The organism is Xenorhabdus poinarii G6 (assembly GCF_000968175.1).
GTDB lineage: Bacteria > Pseudomonadota > Gammaproteobacteria > Enterobacterales > Enterobacteriaceae > Xenorhabdus > Xenorhabdus poinarii.
In genome coordinates this window covers 810,928-834,453 of record NZ_FO704551.1, presented here as the reverse complement: position 1 = coordinate 834,453, position 23,526 = coordinate 810,928, and the positions used below count along the sequence as shown (strand labels likewise).

Here is a 23,526-nt window from a genome sequence, read left to right as displayed (position 1 = left end):
AAGCAAATGACTAAAAAAAGCGATTAAAAAAGACCGATAGCGCGGCGATGCTGCGCCAGACGATCGAAGCCCCCCACTTTCTCAACCATATTGATGGTGTCGATTTCAATCAGTTCTTCGCCATCCCATGTCAGTTTGAAATAAGTGTTTTTGGCCGTGATTTTGGTTTGAGTGTTATCACCTTGTTTATAAGTACCGTGATCGAACTCCTGGAAGCGGCCACGCATCACAACTTCAACGGCAACCACATCGCCAGTGTCTTCGCGCACGAAAGAGCCGGCAAAGCGCAACATAACGCCATCCGCTTGTGCGATACCCCACTGTTTGTACAGTTGAGCCTCGACACCGCCCAGCGTGAATTCAGCATCCAATGCACCTTCATCCAGCCCCATATCCACCATGGCACTGCCGTTCATGCCCGCACCACGATAAGCTTCCAATTTGCGGCTTAACTTAGGAAGCGTCAGTTCTTCCACGATCCCCTGATAATTGTTGCCATCATTGAACAAATTCAGGTACTTAAGTTTGCGAGGTAATGCCATCAGTTAGCCCCTTATTGATTGATACTTTTCGCGAAATCCATCAGATAACTATCTGTAATGCGCTGGCGTAACATCATGTTTTCCAGTGGTGGTACAGGTGTATAGTCATAATCGATGGTCAGTTTGCCGGCTTTCAGGGTGTCCTTATCATTAGACTTGTCGTCATACCAGCAACGACCATCAATGATGTAACCACCGGCTTTCAGTTCGCGAAACTTAGCATTGATCCCTTCGATAATGTCGCGCACCAGTGATGGCGTCAGCGGCTTATCGATAGCCCACATATGTGATTCCGCCATGGTGTCAGCCAAAACCTGAGCGGTACGGGTGTAGCTTTCAAACTGGAACAGTGGATCATCAGCACAAGTGCGTGAACCCCAGAAACGGAAACCATTTTTGCGGATCAATGTAGTGACACCACTTTTGTTCAGCAGATCAGCGTCAGTCGCGGTATCTTGCAGATCCCAGAACACATCGGCAGACAGACCCGTCACACCATTGACGCCCACGTTGGACAGCGTTTTGTGCCAACCTGTCTCTTCGTCGATCTTAGCGCGCAGACCCAGAGCACGAGCAGTTGCAAAAGCGATATCTTCGCTACTGGTCACGGTATCCCAACTCAGGAAATCCGGCCAAATCAGCATCAGCTCACGCTGATTGAAGTTGTCACGATACTTGATCACTTCAGAAATGTTTTTGCAGCCATAAGCGCTGACATAAGCCATTGCTTTCAGTTTCTGAGCAATGCTTGCCAGTTCAACAGCGACAGGCTTTGAATCCAGACCGGGAATAGCCAAAATACGCGGCTTAACACCGAGTTGGCTTTGCGCTGCTAGCAGTGCCTGCATACCGGTTTTCTTACCTTCATTGGTGACACCACCGATGAGGTTAGAAATGGTTTCTTCTTCCAATTCGCCCTCAGCCACACGGACAACAACCGTCACCGGCTGAGCCTGAGCTGCGATTGCTTTCAGTGATGCGGACAGCGTCCCTTTTTTCCCGGCCTTACCACTGGCGCTCATAACGTCAGTGATCAGAACTGGAGTGTTTAATGGAAATGTTTTTTCGTCTGCGTCAGGAGCAGTACCAACCATACCTACGATAGCCGTGCTAACAGTAGTGATGGTGCGCGTACCTTCATTGATTTCCTGTACACGGACGCCGTGATGATAATCTTGTGCCATATTAGCGGTTCTCCTGTTAAGGTGTGCCGATATATTGACGGATTAGTCAGGGGAAATCATTTGCTTGGGGATGTGTGGCAGAAGGTACAAAGGTGGTTTTATATTTTTATTAATAATCAATGTATTGAAATGGAATTTTCTTCATTTTGGCTTGTGTTGGGGGAAAAGAGAGAGTTTAGTTAGCGCACCCTGTCTTATCAAATAACATCCTCACGTTGATTATTTATCAACCCCAAAGCAGTTCAACGTTTATTCTTATCGGTATTATTCAGTGTGATTTTAACTTTTTGTTATTTTTTCATAGGTGAAAATAACCTATTTTTGGCATTTATCATCTGTTTTCAGTATATAGAGGATGGGATCTTAGCCGGATTGTAGAGATCTATAGATTGTAAAAAAACCTTCTATTTCATATTTTGCTTTCGCTGACAAAAAAGATAAGAAAAAACCAATTAATTAACGCAGACGCTGGCCGAAACAGCATCCGCGGCATATACAACCATGCACAATATCTTGATAAGTGCCGTGAAATGATGCAATGGTTCGCTGACTACATTGATGAGATATCGACCGCTACGACTACCTGAAAGAAAAGTGAGGGGATTGTAAAGAGGTGTGAAAGTAAGCTACTGCCATCATAGACGACAACCCAAACCCAAGCGTGATTGGAGGAATGGAGCGGGTAACTATAGGGCAACCGCATGAATGTTCAAATATCATCCAAACCGGAAAACCCTGCTTGTAATACCTGCTCCAAAAAGCCGATTTTCATCCAGGCTCGTTTACGTTTCATTCTGATACTTAATTTAGTCGTTTCTTTTTTTAACATATTTAACGCGACCCGTCTCAATATCGCGATGTTTTCCGCTGCATTTTTACGGTAAATTTTGCAGTCATCTTCCCGAAAGGAGACATCCAGTATCCAGTGAAGATTATTTTCGATCTGCCAGTGGCTACGTATGGCCTGAGCAAACTGTTCTTCTGTTAACTCTGCTGAACTGATGGCGTAACGGTATTCCAGGCTGGCGGATTTTCCTTTTTCTTGCCGGTATCCGACTGTCACGCCAACTGTTTTTAATTCAGGCCATTCCGGGAAATGGGCGACTAATGAACTCGCATCCATGACATGACTTTGCCTAATTTCAATACGTCCATGCCCCTGTTCTATGTGTACTTTTTCTCTTGTCAATGACCCGGAGAGTTGTCCCGCCAGTGCCTCCCTGACTACACGGTGGAGATTTTTCTGATTGTCTTTCACACTCAGCAAATAATCAGCGCCCGCCTCAATAATGTCCCGGACTATCTGGGTTTGACATCCCATTGCATCAATGGAAATGAGGGCGCCTTTCAGTTCCAATAACTTAATCAGTTTCAGGGATGGCAGTGATCTCATTTGACTTACTTTGTGTTCTGACCTGACCAATGACGAGTTGGTTTGCAGCGGCGTAAGCACTCACCATGTGGAGAGTTGAATAACGATCTTCACGATGATAAGAGCCACGCAATACTTTACCGTCGATCGCCACTAATTCCCCTTTGGTGAGTTGGTGAACAGAACGCATCCAGTTGATAAAACAGAGATTAAATTGTTCTGGTTTGATGCGAGAAAGGACCCGGGCAATGGTGTCATCAACAGGAACGCCTTCTTTGAACATACCTTGTTTAAGAAACCAGTCATGATGGCCTTCAGTATATTCCTGAATATCACTCCAGCCCTCCGCCCCCGCAATAATCGCGCAAAGGGTGGCAAACAAAATGTCAAATAAAGGATAGGCCACTTTGGCCGTCTGACGTGGGTCTTCGATATCGGAGAAATGGTCAGTGAAACTGTCAAGGTACATGGTATTGACTCTCAAAAGAGAGTATAAGATCACAGCTATTTACTCGAATCAACTTAATTTACCGTTGGCTAAAAAACATTCGCGATCTTGCCCTGCGGGTAACTATACTTCCATATCCCCAAAGATGGTAACAAAGTTACCTTATATGATAATAATATAGTAAAAAGCAAAATACGATGCTATTATCATATAAGCAATTAATAATTGATTATATATCACAAGCAACTAGTTGGAAAATAAATTATGCACAACCAAAATAAAAAATTCGCACTATTAAGATCTTGGAATCGTAAGCGAAACTATCTAATGAAAGATATAAGATATTATACCCGATTATTTATTGCAAAATTACTATGGGATAAAAATAAAAATAGTGACTTCAATATTAATTCAATAAAAACAATTTTATTATTACGCAATGAAGATAAGATAGGCGATATGGTAGTTGATACCATCTTACTAAAGGAGTTAAACAAAGCTGGATACATAGTCGATTTTTTAGCAACAGAAACTAATAGCATAGTATTAAAACACAACCCCTACGTCAGAAATATATTCATTGCCACACCTATTGATACAACGTCATTTATGCAAAACTTTCGGCATAATGTACCTGCTAAAACTATAGAAAAACTCAGAAACAACAAGTATGATTTAATCATTGATCCATCTCTTTTTAATACTCCAATTCATAGACTAATATTTTTTAAACAGTTAAATGTAAAATATGTGATTGGATTTAATAAAAATAAATGGCTAAACCATTATGATAAAAAAATCAATTTTGATTACAATGAAAATCACATAAAATTAACATATAAGCTAATCATGAACTCCTTAAATATAAGGATAAATGATGATGTTAGCTATGACTTACACTATCCAAATGAAATAGATTTAAATATAAAAGAATACCTTGATGAATTAAATTTACCATTAAGAAAAAGAAACATAATCATAAATACATTTGCAGGAAATAAAGATAGATGCCTTTCAATACATCAATTAAATAAAATTGTAAATATATTGAACGATACTTATAATGATATAAATATAATTTTTCTTGGCCATGAAAAACTCATTGATATGACTATGTTTGAAGGGGTTTATAGAAGCCCATTCGAATCATTATATCATACCATGTCTCTTATCTCTCAATCCGATCTTATAATATCACCTGATACATCCATTGTTCATATAGCCGCCGCTTATAAAAAACCATTAATTGCAATTTATCAGGATATTAAATCGAATAATACATTATGGGGACCTGGATATAATGAGGCTATTCAAATATTAGTACCGAAGGGACGATTGCACGAAAATAATGATATTGATTCAATTATCATTGAATCTGTAAAAAAAATATTTCCATTCTAAGACCCCCCAGTAGGTTTTTTTCTCTGCCTACTGGGAAAATATTTTTTATTACTAAAATAGAAATTCAATCCCAAATATCTATACCTCCTAAATGGGTATTTGTCCTCGTATATACGACACGCACTGTACGTCTACCATCACCCAATGTTAGTTGTATTGATCCCTGCTACCCAAAGTGACTGTAACAACATATCCATCTGCTGGGATTATGGTTTGTGACGCTCCCAAATTTTCTGTACTACGAACCCACATCACTTTTCCCCTGTAATCTACACCTAAATTTGCCCGTTCTCCATCATCCAATCGAACACCGGTTAAAATTGTTCTGGGGTATTTATTTTCAAATACTAAATACCGATTATCACTCTCCGTTCTGGTATAACACTCCCCTCTGACCGCATAATTCCCCGCTGGCTGATAATTTCCAGCAGGCTGGTGTTACCACGTGACTGATACCGCCCATCTGATTCGCCTCTGGTATAACTTTCCCCACGGATGGCGTAATTGCCAGCTGGCGCATAGTTGCCTTTGGGTTGATAACGACCGTCACTTTCGTTCTTTGAGTAGCTGTAACCGGCGGTCAAGTAATTCCCCTTCAGCTGAAAACGCTGATTGGATTCTTCCTTGTTATACGTCCCAACATCACCTGCGTTCAGTGAAATATCCGCATTCAGTGCCTTGCCATTCACCTGACGCCCTACCGGTACACGACCATTCGCATTATGATTCGCCATATTCGCAAAGTCATGCGCCGCTTTTACTGCTTTGGGTGATGGTGGCTATAGACTCTTAATTGAGCGTCAGTTAGCACATATTGACCGTAACAGTATCCGTGGCTATACAACCACGCACAGTATCTTGATAAGCGCCGTGAAATGATGTAATGGTTCGCTGACTATATTGACAGGATATCGGGGACAAAACGACTTAACCCTTTATTTCTAGCTCACTCTTTTGTACGCACCTCTTCGAGAATCACAAAAAAATGACATTTGCAATATATTTATTTTTATCTTGAAAATCAATTTACTATGTGTATTTTATAAAGAAAATCAGGTGTGAGATGTCTCAAAAAAGACAGAAATAATAGAGAATATTCACGCCTTAAGATATACTCCTCCTTGAGAGTTATCAATTTGATAACACGGATTCATTGGAGGTTTCTATGTTTTGCGAAATAAAAGTAGCCCAAATGGCTGCGTACCTGCTATCAAAAGGTGGCGGGCGCATGGCATACCTGAAACTCATGAAGCTCATGTATCTATCTGACAGGGAGCATATGAGGAAATATGGGGAGCCAATCAGTGGTGACCGTATGGTCTCTATGCCTCACGGGCCCGTACTTTCATATTCACTCGATTTAATGAATGGCTCTAGCCAAGGTTCAGATGAGGGCTGGGGAAGGTGGATTGCTGGCGCTAGCGATTATGAACTAGAGACAAAGCTACCATCAGTTGAGCGCGATGAATATGACGAATTAACAGATGCTGAGCTTGCTGTTCTGAATGGCGTTTATTCAGAATACGGTCACATGACAAAATGGCAGATAAGGGACTACACACACTTGCATTGCCCTGAGTGGATCGATCCTCACGGTGGTTCATACCCGATCGACCCAAGAAACGTTTTCCTTGCCCTTGGAAAATCGAATGAAGTTGCGATACAACTTGCAAACAGAATGCGAGAACAAAACGAACTGGATCGGGTTATTAGTGGATTAGTATGACAATTAACTTTGCACCTGTTAAAAAGGGAACCATAATGTTACTTACGGGTGCGAAGGAACATTTGTTCTTTATTTGTAGTGATCCCGTGCTTTACCCTCAACTTATCAAAGAATGTTTTCTTGCTGTTAATTTAACCACTATTTACCCCGATATTGAATATGACAACACCTGTATTTTAAGTGTTGGCGATCATCCTTTTGTAAAGCATGATAGTTATATTCTTTATAAAAAAGCTGAGATACTGGGAGTTGATACAGTGACAAGTCAAGTCATTGCTGGTGATATCAGAGTATCAGAGCCCTGCCGTAATGATGTGTTTGATAGAATACTGAACGGATTTAATACTTCCCCTCACGTAAAGCCCAAAGTAAGAAAGTTCTACACTAAATATTGCGTTTAATTTTAATATTGCACTTATTCAATACCATTAAATGATACCTATCATCAAAGAGCTATTACCAAAGTGATGACCTCAGAAGAATCAATGTGTTAGGTAACCGACTCGAAATAATCGGTGCAGCCATTTTGGGCTTCTTAAACTCAAAGAATCCCTGTAGTAACCCCACTAATGACGCAATGTGTGCTGGCTGTATTGACAGGATGCCGTGGATTTAACACCATGCAAATGTCCGAGGTTAAAGATATACTCTATTCTTCAACTCCGAATAATAAATATCTAAAACTTGATCACAAAATATAAAGAGATGGCCGTGATAAATAAAATTATTGATAAAATTCAGAATGGCAAAAAGTATAATGTACTGATATTATTGGCATTAGTATCTATCATTCATCACTCTTTTAGCTTTGCTTTTAAACCGGTTTATGCTGTATCTACCCTATGCATTCTAGTCTTGATTAATCCGTATACGTTTTTTTATAAAGCGGTTATTTTGTTCTTATCTATTTGTTCTGCAATATATTTCCCGATATCTTCTATCTATGGCTCACCTAATTTTAATACTATACTGTCATTATTTTATACAAACAAAACCGAAGCGAAGGAATTTTTATTTAACCTTCCTTTCCGGTATTTAGTTATTTCTCTTATTATTCTTGCAACCGGATATATTGCATCGAAATTTACTATCAGTACGCCACGGCCGGTCAAAATATCTGCATTATTTGTATTTATATTAACTACTGCCTATGCTCCCGCAAAAGCATACTTTTCCGGTAAGGATATTACCATTACATCTTTTGAAATACGTGAATTACGATTCTTTAATGAGATTATTGAATCCATTAATGATACTAGAAAAGAGATACAGAGATATGAATCACTCTCGAAAGAGAAAGATACTTTTTCAACTCCTCTCGTAGATTCTAGATATAATACCTATGTCTTAGTAATAGGTGAAAGCGCCCGGAGAGACTTCTTCCATAATTATGGCTTTCCAATCAATAACACACCATTCACCAGTTCAGTGAATGGAAAATTTTTCACTAACTATATTTCTGCAGCAAGTTCAACTCAGTTATCCCTGACTAATTCAATAGCAATGAATAATAAAATAGCCAATAATATCATTGCATTATCAAGAAAGGCTGGATTCGAAACTTACTGGTTATCCAATCAGGGTTCTATCGGATTTCATGATACGCCTGTTGCCATTATAGGTAAAAGCTCATCATACCCTTATTTTCTGAAAAAATTCGATTATGATGACAAAACTCTTTCTGATCAGTTGCTCCTTCCTAAAATTGAAGAAGCTATTAACAGCAATAGTAAGAAAAATAAACTTATTGTAGTTCATATCATGGGTAGCCATCCGCCATCCTGTGATAGAACCAATGGTGAATATGATCGCTTTTACAAAAATAAACCCTTATCCTGCTATATTCAGAGCATCAAAAATACAGATGCGCTACTTGCAAAGATATATAATGCTCTTAAATCAAAGAACGACAAATGGAGCATGATATATTTTTCAGATCATGGTTTGTCATTCAATAAATATAAATCAACAAATGATATCAACCTAACTCATGGCGATAAATACCAGCAAAACTATGAAGTTCCGTTCTTTGTGCTCTCTTATAACGATACCACTAGGGAAAATTACAACAATAAAAGAAGCGCATTGCACTTCATGTCATTATTTTCCCAATGGACAGGCATAAAAGAGCCAAGTATTGAAAATCACGTATGCGACTTTATATCTGAGCAGAAATGTGAAGACCAAGATAGTATTATCAATTTTAGCAATAAAAAAGTAATGCACAGCGCGTTACCATCAGATAAACACGCTGTTCTTGATTAACAGATATCCTCCGGCTGAGCCGGAGGGCTGTTATCATACAGTACGATACCATCCCATCAGCATGATATAAGCGTTTACTACTGATACCAACGAACCACTACCCATATTTCCTGTAATGGCGGTAAAACTATGGCTATGCGCCCCAATCCCAATAGTATGGTTATGTCCCCCGGAATTAGACAATGTTCGGGTTTCCCATCCTGAGTTTGAGTTTCCCCCCAACATCGTACCCCCGACCAGTATTATAATTGAGTATTGTGTATGTATGAGTGTTCAGTGCCTTGCCATTCACCTGACGCCCTGCCGGTACACGACCATTCGCATTATGATTCGCCGCATTCGCAAAATCATACGCCGCTTTTACTGCTTTGGGTGATGGCAGCTGTTGGCATGTTTCTGAATAGCGTCATCCAAATATTCACGTGTAGCCAGAATGACAAATGGATCAACTTTTAATGTCACCGAATCCGCACTGCTGACAATCAGGATCATGCGGATGGTCTGGATTTTATCCAGAACCACATCTTTCAACGGGGCTTTCAGTTCCACACGCTGGATACTCCTCTACATGCAGTGCGGCATAAATTGCCGACAATGACTTACTCGTCAGTGAAAAAATTGGGGCTATCGACTGGAACACATTGGCCCTGGATGGCTGTTTGACTAAATCTGGTTCGTTGGGGAAAACGGGTTGAAACTATGAAGCCATGCTTCATGTGGCTTGTAGTTTAATTGTCCGACATATAATCCTATTGAGATAGACGCTTAATTGAGTACCAATTAGCACATACTGACCGAAACAGCATAACAATCACGCCCAATATTTAGAATAACGCCGAGAAATGCTGCAATGATTTCTGACTATATCCCCCCCACCCCACCAATGCCGCAATGTTTGCACCTCTCACTAATCCCATTCAGTGATAATCCCATTTAATAACAGTAAATTATGTAACTGCATGCACACCTCACAGATTAAGAAAATTCCGATCACATATTAGGAAAAGTTAATTAGTATGAGCTACAGCTTTAGTGTGTTTTTATTCGAAGCTGAGTTAACTGTATAAAACCTAATAAGGGGATTTAGTTGAAACTATTACATTTAATTAACCTACAAGGATTTGGTGGTGCAGAACGGCTAGGGCAACCGCATGAATGTTCAAATATCATCCAAACCGGAAAACCCTGCTTGTAATACCTGCTCCAAAAAGCCGATTTTCATCCAGGCTCGTTTACGTTTCATTCTGATACTTAATTTAGTCGTTTCTTTTTTTAACATATTTAACGCGACCCGTCTCAATATCGCGATGTTTTCCGCTGCATTTTTACGGTAAATTTTGCAGTCATCTTCCCGAAAGGAGACATCCAGTATCCAGTGAAGATTATTTTCGATCTGCCAGTGGCTACGTATGGCCTGAGCAAACTGTTCTTCTGTTAACTCTGCAGAACTGATGGCGTAACGGTATTCCAGGCTGGCGGATTTTCCTTTTTCTTGCCGGTATCCGACTGTCACGCCAACTGTTTTTAATTCAGGCCATTCCGGGAAATGGGCGACTAATGAACTCGCATCCATGACATGACTTTGCCTAATTTCAATACGTCCATGCCCCTGTTCTATGTGTACTTTTTCTCTTGTCAATGACCCGGAGAGTTGTCCCGCCAGTGCCTCCCTGACTACACGGTGGAGATTTTTCTGATTGTCTTTCACACTCAGCAAATAATCAGCGCCCGCCTCAATAATGTCCCGGGCTATCTGGGTTTGACATCCCATTGCATCAATGGAAATGAGGGCGCCTTTCAGTTCCAATAACTTAATCAGTTCAGGGATGGCAGTGATCTCATTTGACTTACTTTGTGTTCTGACCTGACCAATGACGAGTTGGTTTGCAGCGGCGTAAGCACTCACCATGTGGAGAGTTGAATAACGATCTTCACGATGATAAGAGCCACGCAATACTTTACCGTCGATCGCCACTAATTCCCCTTTGGTGAGTTGGTGAACAGAACGCATCCAGTTGATAAAACAGAGATTAAATTGTTCTGGTTTGATGCGAGAAAGGACCCGGGCAATGGTGTCATCAACAGGAACGCCTTCTTTGAACATACCTTGTTTAAGAAACCAGTCATGATGGCCTTCAGTATATTCCTGAATATCACTCCAGCCCTCCGCCCCCGCAATAATCGCGCAAAGGGTGGCAAACAAAATGTCAAATAAAGGATAGGCCACTTTGGCCGTCTGGCGTGGGTCTTTGATATCGGAGAAATGGTCAGTGAAACTGTCAAGGTACATGGTATTGACTCTCAAAAGAGAGTATAAGATCACAGCTATTTACTCGAATCAACTTAATTTACCGTTGGCTAAAAAACATTCGCGATCTTGCCCTGGCAGAACGGCTTTTTCTTGAATACTTGAAAAATAGTTCTTTTGAAAATGAGATTTTATGTACAAGTAACGTTTTGAACGAAAACCTGATCTCCGAACTGCAGGACTTTGAGATTAATTATGCTAATATAATTGGATCAACTTCAATAAAATATCCTACTTTCCTGAGAAAAATAGCGCTAACAAAGAAAATAGAAAAAGCGAAAGCAGATAAAACTATTATTTGGGATTTTGTTCCTAGGCTATCAAGAAAACCTAAAAATACTGATTTTATTTATTACGATCATGGTAGCTCTTGGCAATATAGGGTCAATAATAAAACGTTAAAATTTTTCAATATGTTAGATTCTGCTATTGCAGTTTCCCATGCATCAAAACGAGTCATGGAGCTTAAATTCAATCCTAAAATAGAAATACAAACAGTGATAAACAGGCTTCCTTGTAAATCTTCGATACGTAATAAAAGTATAACAAACAAACAAACCATTATACTAGGAACAGCATCTAGATTAATAGGACTAAAAGGAATAGGTATTGCTATTCTTGCACTCAATGAATTATTAAAAAAAGGTATAAAAGCTAAATTAATTATTGCTGGAGAAGGTGAGCAAAAAGAAGATCTGCGTAACTTGGCGATAAAATTAGGGATAGAGGAAAACGTAGAATTCATTGGCTATCAATCTGATATGGCCACATTTTACTCAATTGTTGATATCTACATCAGTACGCCAGTTGCTGAGGCGTTTGGATTATCATGTATTGAAGCCATATCAAATGGAGTTCCTGTAATATTCCCGCTTTCGAATGGACAACCTGAAGCGATAAAAAATAAAATATGCGGTATCGGTATCATCCCTGATATTTCAGTGGATGAATATTATCAAATGACAGGACTTACCGTTAATTTCCCACATGATATCTACGATCCTATCAATGATTGCATGACCTCCCCTAAGTTAATTAATCCTGCAAAATGTGCTGTAACTGTCCAACTCGTTATTAGTGATTATAACCAATTAAGTAAAAATGCTATTGAGTGGTCAAAAGAAACCATGAACTATAATTTATTTATTAAAGAATTTGAATTGGCTATAAATAATAAATAGGTTAAAACATAGCGGCGTACTTTTTCACCGCTATATTTCACTATTATATTTTCTATTTTGATAATACTACTTGATCCATTATTTGCGCCCCATCCTGCCATCTTAATGTCGAAGGTGGTATAAATTCAATTCTTCCCCACCAATTTCCCGGCCATTGGGTCGAAAATACTCGACTGGCTACAGGAACTTCAAGAGGTAAATACTGTCCATTTTTGGTTCTAATATAGACTAAACAACCAGCTATACTTTCAGTGCAATTCATCGTTCCTCTATCTTGAACCCATCCTGTCCAAACAACCGTCTCTTGTGTTCTCCGAGTACCTGCATCACGTTGCAAATACCGACTATCACTCTCCCCTCTGGTATAGCACTCTCCTCTGACCGCATAATTCCCTGCTGGCTGATAATTCCCCGCGGGTTGGTAGTTACCACGTGACTGATATCGTCCGTCTGATTCGCCTCTGGTATAACTTTCCCCACGGATGGCGTAATTGCCAGCTGGCGCATAGTTGCCTTTGGGTTGATTACGCCCGTCACTTTCGTTCTTTGAGTAGCTGTAACCGGCGGTCAGGTAATTCCCTCTTTTAGCTGAAAACGTTGATTGGATTCTTCCTTGTTATACGCCCCAACATCACCTGCGTTCAGTGAAATATCCGTATTCAGTTCCTTGCCATTCACCTGACGTCCTGCCGGTACACGACCATTCGCATTATTATTCGCCGCATTCGCAAAGTCATACACCGCTTTTACTGCTTTGGGTGTTGCCGCCTGCGTTTCACTGCTGCTGTCCACCGCGCTGCTCAGGATGACAAATCCCTTCTCTTTCAGCGTCGCGTCAGGGTGATGGCGGCTGTTGGCATGTTTCTGAATAGCGTCATCCAAATATTCACGGGTAGCCAGAATGACAGACGGATCAACTTTCAATGTTACCGAATCCGTACTGCTGACAATCAGGATCATGCGGATGGTTTGGGTACGGCCGGTACCTTCCTGCAATTGTGGTTTGTAGGTTTCTGCGCAGTTACCTACCGCAATCAAAATACCGTCTTTGTCGAACAAGCCGATTTCACGGATCCACCAGCCACCTTCATTTTCAGGGATCACCTGTTCAGTAATGATTTGGTTCGTTGGGAAAAATGGGTTGAAATTATGAAGCCATACTTCATTCGGCTTGTAGTTTAATTATCAGGCATATAATCCTATTGGGATAAGCTCTTAATTGAGTACCAATTATCACATACTGGCCGGAACAGTATCCGTGGCATATACAACCATGCACAATATCTTGATAAGCGCCGTGAAATGATGCCATGGTTCGCTGACTACATTGACAGGCTATCGGTGATATAACCATTCCACACAACCCCCACCAATGCCGCAATGTTCGCCACCCATCCCCACTCACAATTTTCCCAACCCACCAATGATGCGATGGTTGATGAGGTGTCGTGGCGGCAGTCTTTATCTGGTGTTACTATGGATTCATAATCATCTAACCTTATCCACAATGATGGTAAATTTGAGAACGATTATTATGCAATCTTATATAAAATACAAATTACATAAATGGGCCAGAAAAGGATCATGGCTCAGTGATTTACTTGATAGGATGTTTCTGCGAAATAAAAAAATAGCAATAGTATCCGACAATTGCTGGGGGATCAGGCTATATAAGAATCTGAATCGCCCATACAACACACCATTTATTGGATTGACTATCCCTCCGGATGATTTTTTAAAAATCATTTCTAATTTAGAAGAATATTTGAATATTGAGTTAAAAATTAGTGACTTTTCCAACGCTGACAAGTTCCCTGTTGCATTTCTGTCTGGTATCAGAATTAATTTTATTCATTACAAAAATGAAGAAGATGCAATTGAAAAATGGAATAGGCGTAGATTAAGACTTATGTCTTTTCTTAACGAGAATGGTATTGATTCTATTATATTCAAATCCTGTCACGTGGATTCTAAAGATGATGTTTTTGTGAAAAAATTCAAAGAATTAGATCTAAAAAGAAAAATATTCCTAGAAAAAGATAGCATAATAATAAAAAGAAATGGTGATTTCCCTGATGGATTAGAATTGTACGAAATAAGGTTATTGTATTATTTTAACTTCATAAAATTATTTAAATATCTATAAAGTTCCAGCTCCTATGCCTCGTACCCAATATGTTCATATCGACATTAAGCCCTCTTGCATATAACAGATACCCATTGATAAATTATCCCTGTATCCCTACATTCCCACCCCTTATAAGCAGAAAGATTTGCAGTGCTCTTCACATCATATCTGTTATCACTCTCCCTTCTGACCGCATAATTTCCCGCTGGCTGATAATTCCCTGCGTTTTGGTAATTCCCTTTTGACTGATACCGGGAATCTGATTCCAATTTGGTGTAGCTTTCCCCTCTCAGTGCGTAATTTCCGGCAGACTGATAATTGCCCTTTGGCTGAAAATGGTTATCCGACTCCTCTTTGCCGTAACTGTATCCCGCAGACGCATAGCGACCCATCAGCTAAAGATGGCTGATTGGACTCTTCTTTATTATACGCACCAACATCTCCTTCCTGCATTCGTCCACTATTTCTCAGTTATTTTATAAATTAGATATTTGAGCTTCCAAATATATCCAGATAACAGTTTGCCCTGCTTACTTAATTTTTTGGCATAGATTCTCATTTGTCTCGCTGTTCTTGGTATATCGTAAGGAACATCATGCCATGGAGAATCACTATAAAATACATCATATATATCACTTTTCTCGTACCATAGCTGCCATGGCTTCGGTGTGCCTGTGAAATGAATAAACACTGTTTCATCACCAACGTTTACATCCTCCATGAAATTATTATAAATCTGATTTAAATATTTAACCTTTCCTTCCAGGATTATATTTAATACATCCTGATCAGGATACTTAAAATCTCTTATTTTTATTAGAGTTGAAAACTCTTTGAAGATATCATTTTCTACCCATGCGATAGTATTAATAAGCATAACGCCAGAATTGAAGTAATGTGTTTTATCTTTTATTCCAATATAATTAACATTATCAACATCTAAGGATTTATGGTTAACAACGCACGATATCTCATTATTTTTAAATTTGTGATTCATTAATTCATCTAATTTACCAACACATAATAGATCAGCATCAAGATACAGAACCTTATCAGTTACACTGTGAAGAATATAGGGGACGATAATCCTATAATACATTGATATAGGTAAATTTTCTTTTTCCTGTAACCCCTTAAACCGTGAATCATTAAATATATGAATAGTTATATTTGCATCTATATTTTTTAATCTTTCAATACTATCATCACTAATTTCATTAATAAATATATGGAATTTCAGTTTTTTATTACTGTTTGTTTTTAATATAGAAGAAATAACTACTCCTGCAGGCCTTAAAAACTTTTCATCAACGCCAAAAGCGATATGCAACATCGGCTCCTCTTTATTAGAAGAGCCGATGTTAATTACATCATGTACTATTGTATCGAATTGCATAGTTTATACCCTGCGGGGTCTTTAGTGTATGGGCATATGATAGCAAACTATGTATCCGTATGGCATGCAAAACAAAAATTTCTATACAGAGACAAGTAACTCAATAACCCCCCATCCAGACACAATTCTGACCTGGGAAGCTGACATCGGTTTTAGCATAGTGTATTCATTGTTAAAACCGATTTGATACCATTCGCTCATAGTTTGTGGACATACCCCTCCACCTATTAATTTATTAGTTCCGCTATCATTTAACCTTGCATATACCGCCAGCCCTCTTATATCTCTGGACACGTTGACGGTTGTTTCCCCCTTAATTTCAGATCCTTTCCAGATACTAACTAAACTGACATTTGTTCCTGCTCTCTGATATCTCCCATCACTCTCCCCTCGGGTATAACACTCCCCTCTGACCGCATAATTCCCCGCTGGCTGATAATTTCCAGCAGTCTGGTAGTTACCACGTGACTGATACCGCCCGTCTGATTCGCCTCTGGTGTAGCTTTCCCCTTTCAGTGCATAATTGCCAGCAGGCGCATAGTTTCCTTTGGGTTGATAGCGTCCGTCACTTTCGTTCTTTGAGTAGCTGTAACCGGCGGTCAGGTAATTCCCCTTTAGCTGAAAACGCTGATTGGATTCTTCCTTGTTATACGCCCCAACATCACCTGCGTTCAGTAAAATATCCGCATTCAGTGCCTTGCCATTCACCTGACGTCCTACCGGTACACGACCATTGGCATTATTATTCGCCGCATTCGCAAAGTCATACGCCGCTTTTACTGCTTTGGGTGTTGCCGCCTGCGTTTCACTGCTGCTGTCCACCACGCTGCTCAGGATGACAAATCCCTTCTCTTTCAGCGTCGCGTCAGGGTGATGGCGACTGTTGGCATGTTTCTGAATCGTGTCATCCACATATTCACGGGTGGCGAGAACGACAGATGGATCAACTTTTAATGTCACCGAATCCGCACTACTGACAATCAGGATCATACGGATGGTCTGAGTACGGCCAGAACCTTCCTGCAATTGCGGTTTGTAGGTTTCTGCGCAGTTAGCCACCGCAATCAGAATACCGTCTTTGTCGAACAAGCCGATTTCACGTATCCACCAGCCACCTTCATTTTCAGGGATCACCTGTTCAGCAATGATTTGGTTGGTGTTTTTGGGATCGATGCTCAGCGTATTAATCGCTGCACGACGTTTTTCATTAATCAGTTTGGTTTGTTGGGTATCCGGCGTCGGCAATTTGCCACCCCCATCACCGACGGCCATATGGGTAATTTCAATTTTAGTCCCCAGTGCCGCCGCATTTGCCAACTTATCTGCGCCTAACTGCGTCAGTAGCGCAAAATATTTGCTACTCATGCTCTAATCCTCATGTCATCAATAATATGTACGCCCGCACCCACAACGTCTAAGCCAGATACGGTTACTTGTTCCGGGAAATAAGGGTAAACGGTCAGTTCGTCACCACTGTAAGTCGCCGCTGAGTAGTAATAGTCACCGCGTGTATCCAGATTGATGTCCAATCCAATCAAATGTCGGCTGACTGGCTTGGCATCAAAAATCAGTTTCTCCAGCTCTTCGAACATTTCATGGGTGATACCGCTATCCAGTACCCCAATATCTAATCGGAAAGTGCCCGGTGCATCGTTGGTCTGCCACCACTCTTTTACACGGATGAGGTAACCCAAAGGCTCAACAACCCGCCGGATCGCACCAATCGTTCCTTTGTGTTTGTGCAGGAACAATGAGTTTTTGATCACCTCCCTCTTGGTACTCTCACCCCAGTTTTCGTCCCAACGATCGACTGACCATGCCCATGCCAGATAAGGCAACAGTAATGCCGGACAGGTGTCTGGATTCCACAGTTCACGTAGCGGCACGTTGACTTTCTGTAACTCTGCGCAGGCTTTGGCCGCGGCAAGTTCCAACGGGGTCGAGCCCATTGGCAGAAGGCGATCATTCATCCGAACCTCCCAGTGTCAGGGTGGTTTTGATGCAGTAAGATGCCTGGGTTTTATCCAAAACCACGTCTTTCAACGGCGCTTTCAGTTCCACACGCTGGACACCCTCGACATGCAATGCGGCATAAATTGCCGACAACCGAATGTCACGCCCCAGACGATGCTGAGCTTCAACATAATGTTTCAGCTTCTGTTCTGCCGCCTTGCGGATAGGTTCTGATTCTGGTGTCGGGAAGATGTAGAGCACCGCATCAATTTCATATTCCACAATGTTGGCCGACTGGACTTTCAGGCGATCAGCCACGGGACGCACGTTTTCGTCGTTTAGCGCTTTTTCGACTATTTCCAGCAGTGCCTGGGACGCGATGCCCTTGTCCTCCCGCGACATAATGGTCACGGTGACGTTAGCTGGCGACGGACTCATTGCCGATGCATCCGCCACACGACCATCGGCACTGCGTGCATGGTATTCATATGCACCAACCGGGCCTGCAACGCTCAAACCTTCAAAGGCTTGTGGAATACGAACACGGTAATCATTATCGGATTCCATCACCGCCGGCGTCGGGGGTACACTCGCGTTATCCGCAGGGCGCAGAACCATGCGGGATACGTTGTTGTTCGCACCCAATTGATCCAAATCACTGCCTGTCGAATAGGCCACCATCACCGCCCGGGCCGCTTCGTTAACGCGTTGACGCAAAAGCAACTCGCGATAAACATTCTCTTCCAGCAACTTAACCAAAGGTTCAGATTCCAGTTGCAATGTACGAGCAATAGCCTCTTGCTGATCGTCCGGGTAGAGTGATATCAACCCTTTTTTACGCTCTTCCAGTAGTTGTTCGTAATCCAGTGGCTCAACCACATCCGGTGGTGGCAACTGGCTTAAATCGATTGTTGGCATACCTTACCTCTCAGGAATAGCCTCACCGGGAATGGTTCACCGGAATAGAAAGTGAAAATTCCTTGGCGGATTGATGATAAGTACCGGTAATATCCACCACCATTTTGCCGTCCTGTCCGGTTTCCATCGTGATGGATGTCAACGTCACTCGAGGCTCCCAACGGCTGATTGCGGTATAGCTGGCGGCCATAACTTGAAGCCTGAGTGCTGGATTTTGAGGCCAGTCGATCAGTTCTGGCAGCAAAGAGCCGTAAGTACGACGTGCAATACGACTCCCCACAGGGGTTAATAAAATATCGCTGACGGATTGCCGGACGTGCGCCAAATCGGTCAACGCTCGGCCCGTCTGCCGATTCATTCCCAGGTACATCATACCGGGCCTCCTGATGTGTCACCGCCTGACCTGATGCCGGTGTGTTTATGGGAGTCCACGACCACACCGTTGGAACTGAATGTGCCTCCGGTATGTTCAATATTGCCCGTCATTTTGCCGCCGTTGCGCACAATTAAATTGCCTGTGCTCATCAGCTGCGTACAGATGACTTCCGGTGTATCTAGCGTAATGCGGGTGCTGGCAACACAGGTGATGTCCGGCGCAGTAATATGGACTGCATCCGATGCCATGATTGTCGCGGTTTTGATACCCGTCACAGTCAATGCGCCAGATTGCGGTTCATACTCCATCACAGCACCATCTGGAAACTGGATATGTGTTGCCTCCGGTGATATTGATGGCGCCGGAAACTCATCGGAAAAAATCGCCGGCAATACAAAGGCGGTGGTCAGCTCTCCGCCTATGGACAGTAATAAAACCTGCTCACCGACACTGGGTGCCCACCATGTGCGGGCGTTTCCCGCTCTGGATGTCAACCAGTGCAGCCAGTTGGTTTCAAGGTTACCTGTCGCGACCCGGCACATTCCCCTGGTGGTATCCACTTGGGTAATCACGCCTGTTCGGATCAGGTTGCGCAATAAGCGCATCAGTTCAGTGAGTTGTGTGTTCATAGCGTAAGAATGCCATGAAAAAGCAGGCAGAACATTAAACCGGGCTTGTGGGAAACATCACACAAAACCAGATAAAAATTCATTTAAAATCAATAAGTTTAATAAAAACAAAAAGCCTTCTCTGGAACCAAAGAAGGCTTTTTAAGGATTGCTTGAATAAGACGAAACGACACCGCAAGACTCGGCAATCAGTGCAATCACTCAAGCTTACACTGCCGAACAACATCACGGATATACTGTTGTAAATAGTCTAATTTCGCCTGGTCGCTGATCATTCCGGCTCGGATATCGTAAATAGCGCGTCCAGCTTTTGCAGTGAGTTCGACTTGGGTTCCATTGCCCATGCGGCGGGCGCGGGGATCTCGGTTTTGGCTGAGCTGACAGGTAGCAAGGTTGGCGGCGGCGATTTGCACCCGCCGATGACCAGCAGCAATGTCAACACGCAGAGCGGTGTTTTCTTCGGTAACATGGGCTAATTTTCCTGAATAATATTCATCCAATTGTGCAGCCCGCTCTTGCGCCTCTTTCATTTGCTCAATCGCGGCCAACGTTTCTGAACGTGCTTTTTGATTGATGGCAACAAGTTGTGCCGCCTGTTGCTGTTTCAGGTTCGCCACTTCACTGAGAGACAAGGCTCGATGTCCCCACCAGCCCAGGCTTCCGCCAATGAATAAAGCCACCATTAAAGGCATTTTCTTCATGATTTCCCGCACTGAGTGGGCGATAAAAAATACCGGCCTTAATCCCACAGCTGGATAATGGGTTTACTGGCGGCGGGCATAAATTCAGGCATCTCAACGTTCGTTCCATGAGGCAATACTACGCCCAGATCTGCCAAGCCGGGATTGGCCTGCAACACCCGCTCAGTCATGCCCAATGTGCGGCCGTAATGACGCCAACAAATAGCGTCAACGGTTTCATTTTGTTGTGCGATAACTTGCATGTACTCTCCTTCTCTTTACAGAACATCGTCAGTCAATCGAAGCGTTATGATCAAATAATCAGGGAAACACCTCAATCAAGTGAGATTGTCAGGGAGGCCACACTCATAAAGCACCCTGTTGAAACTGTCTATAAGTTCGTCTCCGTCATCACAAAGTACAAAGGCCGGAAATGATTTCCGGCCTTTGTCTGATTTTATCTTACTTATAATGATTGACCCTGCTACCCATTGGAAGAGACTGCGCTTTCCAGTGAAGATATGATCGATGCAGAAACATTAGCTCGTTGATCGAAAAGTATTTCCTCGCATTCTTTTCCTCCGCCAAATCTATTCTTCTTCTGTTGAAACCGAATCCCTTAACATTTTGTTACCGGGCACCCTATGACCTAACGGGCTGTTTTCCAGTTTACTTTGGTAACTGTTAAACTTGTTCTCATAAGGTGCAGATAGCTCCGCTATCCAAACCAGTGCCAGCTCTTTATCTTCTGCATGATTGCATTCACAACTTGTTGCCATTCGAGCAATGAAATTGATACGTTGCGCTACCAATGATTCCATAAGAGATTCCACTGATTTATTCGCCTCCATATAATAAGCTGTATGTATATACAGTACACATAATAAAACTAAAATTAAAGTCATTTTTACCTTTTCTAGTGATTAAATTTGATAGTTAATCACTATTATTTGTTGTTTTTGCAGAAATATTTACCAACTCGATGATTTTATCCACTACAGCCATTCCGCGGACCGAATGTCACATTTATCTGTTCATTCGTACAGTTATTGACAGAACTCCAAGGTGAGAATTTTTTGCCACTTTGATAAGCGATCCTTTTTGTTCCTGAGACGGAAGTCACTTTTGCCCTGGTTGTCGGTTCTGATTTTGGTACGATTGACCATTGATGAATACGTGTACAAATAAATTCTGCGTGAGATAAAAATGGCGAAGTCACCCCCTGAATAGAGTGAACATCTTCACCATAAGCGCTGCCAAAAGGGATACGTTGATAAGATAGGCGAATGACTAAATCACGACGCGCAACCCACGGCCCCCCTTGGGCTTGAGTATATGCAGCCCAATTCCCCGCATCTGCCGCCTGTAAAACAGCATTTATCTTAGTATCAGATAAACGCACTGCTCTAAGACGACGTAATTCGCGCCAAACCGACACTGGCGCTCCCCCAATTTGCTGGAATTGGCGAATACGCCAACGACTTGCCCATGCCGTTACTGACTTTGCCATATCACGCAAAGATCCGCCGGTTTCATGGTCTTTTTCTTCTTCTAACGCATAACCATCAATATTTTTGGAAATGTACTTCGCCATGTAACCTGTGGCACTGCCTTTTTTTGGGTCCAGCACCCGATAATCGAAACGTGCTTTTTTTGCGCCATCGCTTTGCAACTCTGCCTGTTCTTCTTGGCAAGCGTAATGCTCAAGGATCTTTCTGACTTGCAACAAATGCGCCGGTAACATAAATAACACCATATGCCAATGCGGTGTACCATCATGATGGGGTTCTACCACACGGAAACCAAATAGATTAATCTCTGCTCTGGCAAACGCCGCTCGTGCTTTCGCCCAAACGCCACATAAATAACGTTGAGTATCACGTGGTGTAGCACCACTCCAGGATTTGATAAATCCGCCCTTGTGCTGGACAGCATGGTATTTCGCCGGCGCCGTGATGGTATAAAACTCCCCGACACAGTCCATTTTATTGGCAATCTCTTCGAAACCGCGCATTCTGACCATTAATTCGCAACGTCGGATCGCCGGATTCGCGTTGCTATGCACAACCGTCTCCGCCAGTGAAATACGTTCCCCTTGTTCATTTTCTAAATCAAATTGTTTGAAAAATTCACGATTACGCTGTTTTTGTTCCAGCCATTCCCGTAATGCCTGACGTGAGACATAAGGAGAAGCAGCTTGCTGTACCTGTCCAACGGCAATAGCCATATGTTCAGACTGAATATCACGCAAACGCTTTAGACGAAAATACCACCAACGATCAGACATCATGCGCAACATACCGGAACAGAGTTGATCGACCGATGGCATTTTGCGTCCACAATTAAAGCGCTGCCAATAAGGCGGCTGAATACCACATTGCAAGGTGAGTTTTGCCAGTAACCGTACAATCTGGCCACACGGGAACATGACGCCTCTGTCTCATCAACGGCGGTCTCATCAACGAAAATGGGCGCGTACTTTTTGGCAAAAAGTAAAGAGTAATGCTCATAGTGACCAGAAATGAAAACAGCAATGTCGTGAGCAAGTTTCAAGAGTTGCTTGCGACCATAAGTCACCATCTTTTCCAACGGCTCAATAAAAGGAAAAGGGGTCATACCAGAAACACAATGAGTAAATTGATACCGTTCTTTTACCAACTGCAATCTCGGCATGACATTCTGTCCTACCGTTTTTCTGAGGAAAGCATTTGCATCACGACGACCCGAACGGTTAAAGATATCGATATAACGACGGCTGAAATATTTCGCCAAAAAATCCGGCAGTTGTCCTATATATTGGTGACGCCATTGATGATCTTCTGCATTGACTGACCATAACAGACGCTCAGCCATCGAACTACCTTGCGGGATAATGGACTGAAACCTCGCTATTTGCTGACTTTGAGCGATCAGATAATCACGCTTTGGTTGATCAGTGATAATGTGATTATTCATCAGGTTCACCCCATTCAGGATAAGCAACAGCCTGGCGTACTCATGCCATTTATTCAAAGTGATA

At 42.1% G+C, this 23,526-nt stretch carries 22 protein-coding genes and 8 pseudogenes; 11 read left to right on the top strand and 19 right to left on the bottom strand.

Annotated features, from left to right (window positions below; genetic code table 11):
* Positions 1–23: 23 nt before the first annotated feature.
* Together XPG1_RS03700 and XPG1_RS03695 are read right to left on the bottom strand one after the other, a co-directional pair.
* Positions 24–542, bottom strand: coding sequence for a phage major tail tube protein (locus XPG1_RS03700; protein ID WP_045957883.1), 519 nt, complete (start codon positions 540–542; stop codon positions 24–26).
* Positions 543–553: 11 nt separating this feature from the next.
* Entirely contained in the window at positions 554–1,726 is a 1,173-nt protein-coding gene (locus XPG1_RS03695) for a phage tail sheath protein (protein WP_045957882.1), read from the bottom strand.
* Between the two features lie 461 nt (positions 1,727–2,187).
* On the opposite strand from XPG1_RS03695, the pseudogene XPG1_RS18855 reads away from it, so the two are divergent.
* A pseudogene (locus XPG1_RS18855) lies at positions 2,188–2,313 on the top strand (integrase); the annotation flags it as partial.
* A 122-nt stretch (positions 2,314–2,435) separates the two neighbouring features.
* Here XPG1_RS18855 and XPG1_RS03690 read toward each other — a convergent pair.
* A pseudogene (locus XPG1_RS03690) lies at positions 2,436–3,567 on the bottom strand (ISAs1 family transposase).
* Between the two features lie 243 nt (positions 3,568–3,810).
* On the opposite strand from XPG1_RS03690, the gene XPG1_RS03685 reads away from it, so the two are divergent.
* Positions 3,811–4,947: a glycosyltransferase family 9 protein gene (locus tag XPG1_RS03685; RefSeq protein WP_045957881.1), complete on the top strand. Its 1,137-nt coding sequence runs from the start codon at positions 3,811–3,813 to the stop codon at positions 4,945–4,947.
* A gap of 347 nt (positions 4,948–5,294) precedes the next feature.
* Here XPG1_RS03685 and XPG1_RS03680 read toward each other — a convergent pair whose 3' ends face one another.
* Positions 5,295–5,681: a hypothetical protein gene (locus XPG1_RS03680; RefSeq protein WP_045957880.1), complete on the bottom strand. Its 387-nt coding sequence runs from the start codon at positions 5,679–5,681 to the stop codon at positions 5,295–5,297.
* Between the two features lie 58 nt (positions 5,682–5,739).
* Here XPG1_RS03680 and XPG1_RS18850 point away from each other — a divergent pair.
* The 4 genes and pseudogenes from XPG1_RS18850 to XPG1_RS03665 all read left to right on the top strand — a co-directional run.
* A pseudogene (locus XPG1_RS18850) lies at positions 5,740–5,831 on the top strand (tyrosine-type recombinase/integrase); the annotation flags it as partial.
* A gap of 344 nt (positions 5,832–6,175) precedes the next feature.
* Positions 6,176–6,673 carry a Panacea domain-containing protein gene (locus XPG1_RS03675; protein WP_231853046.1) on the top strand — a complete coding sequence of 166 codons (498 nt, stop codon included), beginning with the start codon at positions 6,176–6,178 and terminating at the stop codon, positions 6,671–6,673.
* Positions 6,674–6,708: 35 nt separating this feature from the next.
* Entirely contained in the window at positions 6,709–7,074 is a 366-nt protein-coding gene (locus XPG1_RS18845) for a hypothetical protein (RefSeq protein ID WP_045960382.1), read from the top strand.
* A gap of 310 nt (positions 7,075–7,384) precedes the next feature.
* Entirely contained in the window at positions 7,385–8,938 is a 1,554-nt protein-coding gene (locus tag XPG1_RS03665; RefSeq protein ID WP_157879432.1) for a phosphoethanolamine transferase, read from the top strand.
* A gap of 33 nt (positions 8,939–8,971) precedes the next feature.
* Here the strand turns inward: XPG1_RS03665 and XPG1_RS18260 are convergent, their stop codons facing one another.
* From XPG1_RS18260 to XPG1_RS03660, 3 genes are read right to left on the bottom strand one after another with little or no spacing between them, the layout of a single operon-like run.
* Entirely contained in the window at positions 8,972–9,121 is a 150-nt protein-coding gene (locus XPG1_RS18260; RefSeq protein ID WP_157879431.1) for a hypothetical protein, read from the bottom strand.
* Positions 9,114–9,320 (bottom strand): tail fiber protein, encoded by a 207-nt coding sequence (locus XPG1_RS17930; protein WP_084717339.1) that lies wholly within the window; start codon positions 9,318–9,320, stop codon positions 9,114–9,116. The genes XPG1_RS18260 and XPG1_RS17930 overlap by 8 nt, the downstream gene beginning before the upstream one ends.
* Positions 9,299–9,487 (bottom strand): phage tail-collar fiber domain-containing protein, encoded by a 189-nt coding sequence (locus tag XPG1_RS03660; RefSeq protein ID WP_045957877.1) that lies wholly within the window; start codon positions 9,485–9,487, stop codon positions 9,299–9,301. The genes XPG1_RS17930 and XPG1_RS03660 overlap by 22 nt, the downstream gene beginning before the upstream one ends.
* 120 nt (positions 9,488–9,607) lie before the next feature.
* On the opposite strand from XPG1_RS03660, the pseudogene XPG1_RS19250 reads away from it, so the two are divergent.
* Positions 9,608–9,699: pseudogene (locus XPG1_RS19250) on the top strand (IS5/IS1182 family transposase); the annotation flags it as partial.
* A gap of 398 nt (positions 9,700–10,097) precedes the next feature.
* On the opposite strand, the gene XPG1_RS03655 reads toward XPG1_RS19250, so the two are convergent.
* A complete protein-coding gene (locus XPG1_RS03655) occupies positions 10,098–11,228 on the bottom strand; it encodes an ISAs1 family transposase (RefSeq protein WP_045957846.1) in 1,131 nt (376 codons plus the stop codon).
* Positions 11,229–11,347: 119 nt separating this feature from the next.
* Here XPG1_RS03655 and XPG1_RS03650 point away from each other — a divergent pair, with 119 nt between their 5' ends.
* Positions 11,348–12,427 carry a glycosyltransferase family 4 protein gene (locus XPG1_RS03650; protein WP_231853045.1) on the top strand — a complete coding sequence of 360 codons (1,080 nt, stop codon included), beginning with the start codon at positions 11,348–11,350 and terminating at the stop codon, positions 12,425–12,427.
* Between the two features lie 337 nt (positions 12,428–12,764).
* On the opposite strand, the pseudogene XPG1_RS03640 reads toward XPG1_RS03650, so the two are convergent.
* Positions 12,765–13,552: pseudogene (locus XPG1_RS03640) on the bottom strand (phage tail protein); the annotation flags it as partial.
* On the opposite strand from XPG1_RS03640, the pseudogene XPG1_RS19245 reads away from it, so the two are divergent.
* The 3 genes and pseudogenes from XPG1_RS19245 to XPG1_RS03635 all read left to right on the top strand — a co-directional run.
* Positions 13,547–13,638 (top strand): annotated as a pseudogene (locus XPG1_RS19245) (IS5/IS1182 family transposase); the annotation flags it as partial. The pseudogenes XPG1_RS03640 and XPG1_RS19245 overlap by 6 nt on opposite strands.
* A gap of 7 nt (positions 13,639–13,645) precedes the next feature.
* Positions 13,646–13,777, top strand: a pseudogene (locus XPG1_RS18255) (integrase); the annotation flags it as partial.
* 184 nt (positions 13,778–13,961) lie between these two features.
* Complete coding sequence (locus XPG1_RS03635; RefSeq protein WP_045960378.1) at positions 13,962–14,573, top strand: DUF1919 domain-containing protein; 612 nt, start codon at positions 13,962–13,964, stop codon at positions 14,571–14,573.
* A gap of 442 nt (positions 14,574–15,015) precedes the next feature.
* Here XPG1_RS03635 and XPG1_RS03625 read toward each other — a convergent pair whose 3' ends face one another.
* From XPG1_RS03625 to XPG1_RS03580, 10 genes and pseudogenes are all read right to left on the bottom strand, one after another.
* A complete protein-coding gene (locus XPG1_RS03625) occupies positions 15,016–15,951 on the bottom strand; it encodes a glycosyltransferase family 8 protein (RefSeq protein WP_045957873.1) in 936 nt (311 codons plus the stop codon).
* Between the two features lie 81 nt (positions 15,952–16,032).
* The gene (locus tag XPG1_RS19240) at positions 16,033–17,316 is read right to left on the bottom strand and encodes a phage tail protein (RefSeq protein ID WP_084717259.1); all 1,284 of its coding nucleotides are present in this window, start codon (positions 17,314–17,316) and stop codon (positions 16,033–16,035) included.
* Positions 17,313–17,921: a phage tail protein I gene (locus XPG1_RS03615; RefSeq protein ID WP_045957872.1), complete on the bottom strand. Its 609-nt coding sequence runs from the start codon at positions 17,919–17,921 to the stop codon at positions 17,313–17,315. The genes XPG1_RS19240 and XPG1_RS03615 overlap by 4 nt, the downstream gene beginning before the upstream one ends.
* Positions 17,914–18,822: a baseplate assembly protein gene (locus XPG1_RS03610; RefSeq protein WP_045957871.1), complete on the bottom strand. Its 909-nt coding sequence runs from the start codon at positions 18,820–18,822 to the stop codon at positions 17,914–17,916. Before XPG1_RS03610 ends, XPG1_RS03615 begins: the two co-directional genes overlap by 8 nt.
* Positions 18,823–18,844: 22 nt before the next feature.
* Positions 18,845–19,195, bottom strand: coding sequence for a GPW/gp25 family protein (locus XPG1_RS03605; RefSeq protein WP_045957870.1), 351 nt, complete (start codon positions 19,193–19,195; stop codon positions 18,845–18,847).
* Positions 19,192–19,827, bottom strand: a complete 636-nt coding sequence (locus XPG1_RS03600; RefSeq protein WP_045957869.1) for a phage baseplate assembly protein V — start codon at positions 19,825–19,827, stop codon at positions 19,192–19,194. The genes XPG1_RS03605 and XPG1_RS03600 overlap by 4 nt, the downstream gene beginning before the upstream one ends.
* Before the next feature lie 197 nt (positions 19,828–20,024).
* Positions 20,025–20,528: a lysis system i-spanin subunit Rz gene (locus XPG1_RS03595; protein ID WP_045957868.1), complete on the bottom strand. Its 504-nt coding sequence runs from the start codon at positions 20,526–20,528 to the stop codon at positions 20,025–20,027.
* Positions 20,529–20,566: 38 nt separating this feature from the next.
* Complete coding sequence (locus XPG1_RS03590) at positions 20,567–20,770, bottom strand: tail protein X (protein WP_045957867.1); 204 nt, start codon at positions 20,768–20,770, stop codon at positions 20,567–20,569.
* A 327-nt stretch (positions 20,771–21,097) separates the two neighbouring features.
* Positions 21,098–21,328 (bottom strand): hypothetical protein, encoded by a 231-nt coding sequence (locus tag XPG1_RS03585; RefSeq protein WP_045960373.1) that lies wholly within the window; start codon positions 21,326–21,328, stop codon positions 21,098–21,100.
* 167 nt (positions 21,329–21,495) lie between these two features.
* A pseudogene (locus XPG1_RS03580) lies at positions 21,496–23,462 on the bottom strand (replication endonuclease).
* Between the last annotated feature and the right edge of the window lie 64 nt (positions 23,463–23,526).

Bases quoted from the DNA above. Each gene is read 5' to 3' on its own strand.
- XPG1_RS03655 (WP_045957846.1), bottom strand. From the start codon at position 11,228: ATGTACCTTGACAGTTTCACTGACCATTTCTCCGATATCAAAGACCCA.
- XPG1_RS03605 (WP_045957870.1), bottom strand. From the start codon at position 19,195: ATGATGTACCTGGGAATGAATCGGCAGACGGGCCGAGCGTTGACCGAT.
- XPG1_RS03675 (WP_231853046.1), top strand. From the start codon at position 6,176: ATGGCATACCTGAAACTCATGAAGCTCATGTATCTATCTGACAGGGAG.
- XPG1_RS03615 (WP_045957872.1), bottom strand. From the start codon at position 17,921: ATGAATGATCGCCTTCTGCCAATGGGCTCGACCCCGTTGGAACTTGCC.
- XPG1_RS03625 (WP_045957873.1), bottom strand. From the start codon at position 15,951: ATGCAATTCGATACAATAGTACATGATGTAATTAACATCGGCTCTTCT.
- XPG1_RS19240 (WP_084717259.1), bottom strand. From the start codon at position 17,316: ATGAGTAGCAAATATTTTGCGCTACTGACGCAGTTAGGCGCAGATAAG.
- XPG1_RS18845 (WP_045960382.1), top strand. From the start codon at position 6,709: ATGTTACTTACGGGTGCGAAGGAACATTTGTTCTTTATTTGTAGTGAT.
- XPG1_RS03585 (WP_045960373.1), bottom strand. From the start codon at position 21,328: ATGGAATCATTGGTAGCGCAACGTATCAATTTCATTGCTCGAATGGCA.
- XPG1_RS03600 (WP_045957869.1), bottom strand. From the start codon at position 19,827: ATGAACACACAACTCACTGAACTGATGCGCTTATTGCGCAACCTGATC.
- XPG1_RS03610 (WP_045957871.1), bottom strand. From the start codon at position 18,822: ATGCCAACAATCGATTTAAGCCAGTTGCCACCACCGGATGTGGTTGAG.
- XPG1_RS03680 (WP_045957880.1), bottom strand. From the start codon at position 5,681: ATGGCGAATCATAATGCGAATGGTCGTGTACCGGTAGGGCGTCAGGTG.
- XPG1_RS03685 (WP_045957881.1), top strand. From the start codon at position 3,811: ATGCACAACCAAAATAAAAAATTCGCACTATTAAGATCTTGGAATCGT.
- XPG1_RS03590 (WP_045957867.1), bottom strand. From the start codon at position 20,770: ATGCAAGTTATCGCACAACAAAATGAAACCGTTGACGCTATTTGTTGG.
- XPG1_RS03695 (WP_045957882.1), bottom strand. From the start codon at position 1,726: ATGGCACAAGATTATCATCACGGCGTCCGTGTACAGGAAATCAATGAA.
- XPG1_RS03595 (WP_045957868.1), bottom strand. From the start codon at position 20,528: ATGAAGAAAATGCCTTTAATGGTGGCTTTATTCATTGGCGGAAGCCTG.
- XPG1_RS03700 (WP_045957883.1), bottom strand. From the start codon at position 542: ATGGCATTACCTCGCAAACTTAAGTACCTGAATTTGTTCAATGATGGC.
- XPG1_RS03635 (WP_045960378.1), top strand. From the start codon at position 13,962: ATGCAATCTTATATAAAATACAAATTACATAAATGGGCCAGAAAAGGA.